Here is a 6,977-nt window from a genome sequence, read left to right as displayed (position 1 = left end):
GGGTCGGTCATGGCCGACGAGCTCGAGCCGCGCCAGGCGCGGCTGCGCGGCGGCGGCCGCATCGGCCCGCACCACGGCGAGCTGGAGCCCCTCCGCGCCCAACCCCATCAGGCCGCGCTCGAGCGCAGCGGCCGCGGCGGCGTCCACCTCCAGGCGCACGACGCCGGCGAACTGGCCGGCCAGGCGCGTGAGGCGGCTCTCCATCCAGTTCGCGCCGTGAGCCCCAGCGCAGGCCGACACCGCGCTCACCAGGCCGGGACGATCCGGGCCGATCAGGGTAAGGATCAGGGAAGTCTTCATGCTTGGTCTCCGTCCGGCCCCGACGCGCGAGCGCCCCGCGTCCCTCTGCGCGGCATCAAGGGTGATCCCCGCGAGGCCTGAGATAATAGGTTTGGGAGCCGACAAGATAACCCAGCCGCCGCGCGAGCGGGAGCCCGCGCCCGCTGCAAGCATGGGAGGACACCGAATGAGCACGCTGCCCCGTTTCCACATCCAGAAGACCGACGGCCTCTACCTGCCGATTCCCTTCCTGTTCGTGACCGAACGGATGTGTGCGGAGATCCTCGCCGAGCGCGAGGCGCTCGCCGAAAAGCTCCCTGAGCCGACGCGCAAGCGCCAGCAGGCACTGTTCGCACGCTACGACCCGCGCGTGAGCGCGGAGGCCTTCGGTGGCCTGCTGAACCTGTTCGGCAATCCGGCCGATTAGCGCGCAACACTTACAAGACGGCTACACGAACGCCGGACAGCAAAAGGGCGATTCCGAAGAATCGCCCTAACTGCCTGAAACCATTGGTGCCGGAGAAGAGACTCGAACTCCCGACCTTCGCATTACGAATGCGCTGCTCTACCAACTGAGCTACACCGGCCAAGGGCGCGCATCTTAACCCAGCGCGAGGGGCGCGGCAACACCGCGCACGAAGGGCCGGGCGCGTGGCCTTGCCGGCCGTTCGACGGCGCCTCCCGGCGGTCGATGCGAGCGCAGGAGGGATCGGGGAGAACCCGCACCCGATAGAAAATTCTTCTCCCCGACCTACTTTTTGGTATGCGTCTCCTTTAGAATGCGCGCCAACTCAGGGCGGAGGAGACGAGCCCGATCAAGAACGCAGCGCCGCGGGGGCTCGCTCCCGCGGCAGCCGCGCCATTTCCGGGCCCGCCGCGCTCCGGCACGGACCACGCCTGCCGACCCAGCCCTCCCCCACCTTCCGCCCCCCACATGTTCGGCCTCACCCTCTTCGAGATCGCCCTCATCGGCGCCGCCGCCTTCGCCGCAGGCGCGGTGAACTCGGTCGCCGGCGGCGGCACCTTCTTCTCCTTTCCCGCCCTGCTCGCGATCGGCGTGCCGCCGGTGGTGGCCAACGCGAGCAACTCGGTGTCGCTGTGGCCGGGCAGCCTCGCCGGCGCCTGGGCGTTCCGGCGCGAACTCAAGCGCTTCTCGCGCAGCCTGCCGATGCTCTCGGCGGTCGCCTTCGTCGGCGGCATTGGCGGCGGCCTGCTGCTGCTGGCCACCTCGAACGCCGCGTTCGCGCAGCTGATCCCCTGGCTGCTGCTGGTCGCAACCGTGCTGTTCGCCTTCAGCGCGCAGATCTCCGCGCTGGTGAAGAAATGGAAACCCGCCCCGGAAGGGACCGACGAGCGCCACATCGGCCCGGGCGGCTTCGTGTTCCAGTTCGCGGTGTCGGTGTACGGCGGCTTCTTCGGCGCCGGCATGGGCATCCTGATGATCGCCGCGCTCGCCATCCAGGGCTTCAAGGACGTGCACGAGATCAACGCGCTGAAGAACTGGCTCTCGGCGGTGATCTACAGCGTCGCGGTGGCGACCTTCGTGATCGCGGACGCGGTGTCGTGGCCGCACACCCTGGTCATGCTGGTCACCGCGACCATCGGCGGCTACTGGGGTGCCGCGGTGGCGCGCAAGCTGCCCGCGCTGTGGCTGCGCCGCTTCATCATCGCGGTCGGTGGCGTGCTCACCGTGTACTACTTCGGCAAGACGCTCTGAGCGCGCCGATGCTAGCCGGACTCTCCGCCGCCCTCGGCGCAGGCCTGCTGTGGGGCCTGGTGTTCCTCACCCCGCTGCTGCTCGCCGACTACCCGCCCTTCATGCTCGCGATCGGGCGCTACCTCGCCTTCGGCGTGCTCGCGCTCGGCCTGGCCTGGTTCGATCGCGCCGCGCTCGCCCGCCTCACGCGCGCCGACTGGATCGAAGCGGTCAAGCTCGCGCTGATCGGCAACCTGCTCTATTACTCCACGCTGGCGAGCGCGATCCAGCTCGCCGGGGGGCCGGTGCCGACGCTGATCATCGGCACGCTGCCGGTGGTGATCGCGATCACCGCGAACCTGCTCGACCGCCGCCGCGGCGGCGGCGAGGACAGCGCACCGTGGGCGCGCCTGGCTGCGCCGCTCGCGCTGATCCTCGGCGGCCTGTTCGCGGTGCATTCGGCGAGCGCGCAGGCGCTGCCCGCGGACGCCTCCGCCGACTACCTCCTCGGCATCGGCTTCGGGCTGTTCGCGCTCGGCTGCTGGACCTGGTACCCGATCCGCAACAGCCGCTGGCTGCGCGCCCGCGGCGCCGGGCTGTCGCGCGCGTGGGCGACCGCGCAGGGACTGGCGACGCTGCCGGTGGCGATCGTCGCCGGCATCGGCTACTGGCTGTGGGACACCCGGCTCGCCCCCGGGGGCCCGGGCTTCGCGTGGCCGCTCGGGCCGCGCCCCGAGGCCTTCGTCGGCATGTGCATCCTGCTCGGGCTGGCCGCGTCCTGGCTCGGCACCCTGCTGTGGAACCGCGCCAGCCACCTGCTGCCGGCGGCGCTGGTGGGCCAGCTGATCGTGTTCGAGACGCTCGCCGCGCTGCTCTACGCCTTCCTGTGGTACGGACGCTGGCCGGTCATGGCCGAGAGCGCGGGCATCGTGCTGCTGATCGCCGGGGTGCTCGGCGGCGTGCGGGTGTTCCGCCAGGGTGGCGCGCGCGCCGCGGCGGACGCGGCGGCGTAGGGACGCGAAAGAACAGGGCCGGGCAAGCACAGGGCCGGGAAGGCTCGAGGGGCGGGTCGGCCCATCGGCTGCGGATGCTGCGCCGGCCGCACGGGCATCCCGCCAGACACGATATCATTCCGTTTTTGCACTGCAGCAAACCCAGCTTTCGCGCCGATGGACCAACTTACCCGCATCATCCTCGAGGCCGGCCGCTCCGGCGTCGAGCTCTCCCTCTTCGTGCTGCTGCCGATCATGGTGGTGATGCTGTCGCTGATGCGCCTGCTCGAGGCGCGCGGCGTGCTCGACTGGGTGGTGGCCCGCCTGGCGCCGCTGCTGCGTCCGCTCGGGCTCACCGGGCTGGGGGTGTTCGCCGCGCTGCAGATCAACCTGGTGAGCTTCGCCGCGCCAGTGGCCACGCTCACCATGATGGAAGGCCGCGGCGCCTCCGACCGCCACCTCGCCGCCACGCTGGCGATGGTGATGGCGATGGCGCAGGCCAACGTCACCTTCCCGATGGCCTCGATGGGGCTCGCCTTCGGGCCGGCGCTGGTGCTGTCGGTGATCGGCGGCCTGGCCGCGGCGGCGGTGACCTACCACGGCTTCGGCCGCAGCCTGTCGGCGGCCGAGGCGCCGCTCGACGAGACCCTGCACCACCGTGTCGCCGACGACGCCAAGGGCGTCCTCGACGTGATCAACCGCGCCGGTGCCGAGGCCTTCAAGATCTCGGTGGGCGCGATTCCGATGCTGGTGCTCGCGCTGGTGGCGGTGATGGCGCTGCGCGCGAGCGGCGGCATCGACGCGCTCACCGCGCTGCTCGCCCCGCTGCTGCGCGCCTTCGACCTCGACCCCGCGCTGATCCTGCTCACGCTCACCAAGTACATCGCCGGTGGCACCGCGATGATGGGCGTGATGGACGAGATGCTGAAGGCGGGCACGACGACGGTCGCCACGCTCGACGCCAGCGCCGGCTTCCTCATCCACCCCTTCGACGTCGCCGGAGTGGCGGTGCTGATCTCCGCCGGCCGCCGCGTGGCGGCGGTGTGGAAGCCGGCCGCGCTCGGCGCCGTGGTCGGCATCGCAGTGCGCACGGTCGGGCATGCCCTGCTGTAAGCTCGTTTCGCCCGCCAACGCCGGTGCCCCCGCACGGCGCCCCTTCCAGAGACCTCGCGAGGGATCCCGATCATGATCGCTGCCCTGACCCTGCTCCTCGTCTTCCAGCTCGCCGGCGAGGTGATCGCGCGCGCGCTCGCGCTGCCGATCCCCGGCCCGGTGATCGGCATGGCCCTGCTCTTCCTCGCGCTGCTCATCCGCGGCGGCCCGGGCGAGGAACTCCGCCAGACCTCCGGCCAGCTGCTGCAGCACCTGTCGCTGCTGTTCGTGCCCGCGGGCACCGGTATCGTGATCTACGGCGACCGCATCGCCGCCGAATGGCTGCCGCTGCTGGTGGCGCTGTTCCTCAGCACCTTCCTCGCGCTCGCGGTGACCGCGCTGGTGCTCAAGGCGCTCACCCACAGGCGCACCAAGCCGACGACGGAGGCCGGCCGATGAACCCGAACCTCGAGGAGATCTGGGTCTATCTGTCGACCTCGCCGCTGCTCGGCCTGACGCTGACCCTGCTCGCCTACCAGGCGGCGTTCTGGATCTACAAACGCGTCGGTTTCCATCCGCTCGCCAACCCGGTGCTGATCAGCGTGGCCATCCTCGCCTGCCTGCTGCTCGCCACCGGCACGCCCTACCAGCGTTATTTCGACGGCGCGCAGTTCGTGCACTTCCTGCTCGGCCCGGCCACCGTCGCGCTCGCAATCCCGCTCCATGCGCAATGGCCGCGGCTGAAATCGATGGCCGGTCCGCTGCTGATCGCACTCGTCGCCGGCTCGCTGACCGCGGCGTTGTCGGCCTGGGGCATCGGCGCGCTGCTCGGCGGCAGCCGCGAATCGCTGATGTCGCTCGCCCCCAAGAGCGTGACCACGCCGATCGCGATGGGCGTGGCCGAGCGCATCGGCGGCCTGCCCTCGCTGACCGCGGTACTGGTGATCAGCGCCGGCATCATCGGCGCGGTGTTCGGCCGCGGCGTGATGCGCCGCCTGAATGTCAGCGATCACGCGGTGCACGGCTTCGCGATCGGCATCGCCTCGCACGGCATCGGCACCGCGCGCGCGTTCCAGGTCAGCGAGCAGGCGGGCGCCTTCGCCGCGCTGGCGATGGGATTGAACGGTCTGATCACCGCGGTGTCCCTGCCCTGGATCATGCCATGGGTGGAGCGCCTGTTCGCGGGCTGAGCCCGGCCCGGGCGCGCGAGCCGCCGCAAGAACCCTCCGAACCCGACCCGACGACGAAGAGACCGACCCCGTGCTGCACGCCCTCTACCGCTGGATCGACCGCAACCTGCTCGAGCTCGGCCGCGAGATGCGGCTCTCCTACCTTCCGCCGCTGATGGTGTACTGCGCGGCAGGGGTGTCCGGCCTCACCGGCATCGTCGGCACCTTCTTCGTCAAGGACTACCTCGGCCTTTCGGCCGCCTTCCTCGCCGCACTCGGCTTCTGGGCGGGCATCCCGTGGGCGCTGAAGATGCCCATCGGCCACCTGGTCGACCTGATGTGGCGGCACAAGGCCGGGCTGGTTTACCTCGGGGCCAGCCTGATCGCCGCCAGCCTGCTGATCATGATCGGGCTCATCGGGAGCCCGGACGCGATGCGCGCGGTGATGCCGATCGAGGCCTGGTTCGTGCTGTCGGTGCTGCTGTCGCCGGTGGGCTACGTGATGCAGGACGCGGTGGCCGACGCGATGACGGTCGAGGCGGTGCCGCGCGTGGATGCGCGCGGCGAGCCCATCCCCGCCGACACCGTGCGCCTGATGCACACCACCATGCAGATGCTCGGCCGGGTGGCGATCATCGGCGGCACGGTGATGGTGTCGCTCGCCAACGTGGCGATGTTCCAGGGCTCGGAGAGCCTGCCCGAGGCCGACAAGGTCGCCATCTACCTGCGCATCTACGAGCTCGCGCTGATCATCCCGCTGCTGTCGGTGAGCGGCGTGCTGCTCGGCGGCTTCCTCAAGCGGCGAGAAGCCAGGCGGCTCGCCGCGCTCGGGCGCAATCGCGCCGAGATCGACCGCCTGCTCCACGACCCGGAAGAGAAGACCGCGCCCAACTGGTGGATCCTCGGCGGCAGCGCGGTGTTCGTCGCGCTCACCATCACCGTCGGGCTGTCGGGCATCGAGTACGGCCAGGAGATCATCTTCGCCACCTCGTTCGCGATCATCGGCTTCATGATCAGCCGCCTGCTGCGCGAGCTCTCGCCCGAGGCCGCGCGCACCCTGCTCGGCACGGTGGTCATCATCTTCGCCTTCCGCGCCCTGCCCGGCCCCGGTGCCGGCGCGAGCTGGTGGATGATCGACGAGCTCGGCTTCGACCAGAGCTTCCTGTCGCGGCTCGACCTCATCACCAGCGCGCTCACATTGGCCGGCCTTTTCCTGTTCCGCCGCTTCATGGCCGAGAAGTCGATCGCGCAGATCGTGATCTTCCTCACCGTCGCCACCACCGCGCTGTCGCTGCCGATCATCGGCATGTTCCACGGCCTGCACGAATGGACCGCGGCGCACACCGGCGGCGTGGTGGACGCGCGCTTCATCGCCATCGCCAACACCGCGCTCGAGTCCCCGCTCGGCCAGGTGTCGATGGTGCCGATGCTGGCGTGGATCGCGAACTCGGCGCCGCCGCACCTCAAGGCCACCTTCTTCGCGGTGATGGCCTCGTTCACCAACCTGGCGCTGTCGGCCTCGCAGCTCGGCACCAAGTACCTCAACCAGCTGCACACGATCGCGCGCGAGGTCAGGGACGCTGCCACCGGGGCGATCACCACGCCGGCCGACTACGGCGCGCTCGGCGAGCTGCTGGTCACGGTGACGGTGATCGCACTGGTGGTGCCGCTCGCGGCCATCCTGCTGACCCGGCTGGCCGGTCTTCGCAGCGCCTGAGCGGCCCCGGCAGCGGGCCGGCTTTGTGACCT

The 6,977-nt window shown here is 70.6% G+C and carries 8 protein-coding genes and 1 tRNA gene; 7 read left to right on the top strand and 2 right to left on the bottom strand.

All coding sequences use genetic code 11. From position 1 onward, the window contains the following. On the bottom strand, positions 1-300 hold a 300-nt coding region (locus C667_RS06440), incomplete at its 3' end, for a glycine cleavage system transcriptional repressor (protein ID WP_004358855.1). A 166-nt stretch (positions 301-466) separates the two neighbouring features. On the opposite strand from C667_RS06440, the gene C667_RS06435 reads away from it, so the two are divergent. After that, positions 467-706: a hypothetical protein gene (locus C667_RS06435; RefSeq protein ID WP_004358853.1), complete on the top strand. Its 240-nt coding sequence runs from the start codon at positions 467-469 to the stop codon at positions 704-706. A gap of 84 nt (positions 707-790) precedes the next feature. On the opposite strand, the gene C667_RS06430 is transcribed toward C667_RS06435, so the two are convergent. Beyond that, positions 791-866: transfer RNA gene (locus C667_RS06430), tRNA-Thr, on the bottom strand. 347 nt (positions 867-1,213) lie between these two features. Between C667_RS06430 and C667_RS06425 the strand changes: the two genes are divergently transcribed. The 6 genes from C667_RS06425 to C667_RS06400 all read left to right on the top strand — a co-directional run bounded on the left by C667_RS06425 (position 1,214) and on the right by C667_RS06400 (position 6,945). Next, a complete protein-coding gene (locus tag C667_RS06425) occupies positions 1,214-1,996 on the top strand; it encodes a sulfite exporter TauE/SafE family protein (protein ID WP_004358851.1) in 783 nt (260 codons plus the stop codon). Positions 1,997-2,004: 8 nt separating this feature from the next. Further along, a complete protein-coding gene (locus tag C667_RS06420) occupies positions 2,005-2,988 on the top strand; it encodes a DMT family transporter (RefSeq protein WP_004358849.1) in 984 nt (327 codons plus the stop codon). A gap of 156 nt (positions 2,989-3,144) precedes the next feature. Further along, entirely contained in the window at positions 3,145-4,080 is a 936-nt protein-coding gene (locus C667_RS06415) for a nucleoside recognition domain-containing protein (protein WP_004358847.1), read from the top strand. Between the two features lie 72 nt (positions 4,081-4,152). Continuing rightward, the gene (locus C667_RS06410; RefSeq protein WP_004358845.1) at positions 4,153-4,518 is read left to right on the top strand and encodes a CidA/LrgA family protein; all 366 of its coding nucleotides are present in this window, start codon (positions 4,153-4,155) and stop codon (positions 4,516-4,518) included. After that, complete coding sequence (locus C667_RS06405) at positions 4,515-5,249, top strand: LrgB family protein (protein ID WP_004358843.1); 735 nt, start codon at positions 4,515-4,517, stop codon at positions 5,247-5,249. Before C667_RS06410 ends, C667_RS06405 begins: the two co-directional genes overlap by 4 nt. Before the next feature lie 70 nt (positions 5,250-5,319). Further along, entirely contained in the window at positions 5,320-6,945 is a 1,626-nt protein-coding gene (locus tag C667_RS06400) for an MFS transporter (RefSeq protein WP_004358841.1), read from the top strand. Positions 6,946-6,977: the final 32 nt, after the last annotated feature.

Source organism: Thauera phenylacetica B4P (genome assembly GCF_000310225.1).
Taxonomy (GTDB): Bacteria; Pseudomonadota; Gammaproteobacteria; order Burkholderiales; family Rhodocyclaceae; genus Thauera; species Thauera phenylacetica.
Note: the sequence above shows the minus strand (reverse complement) of the source record. Positions and strands in the feature narration are given on the sequence as shown.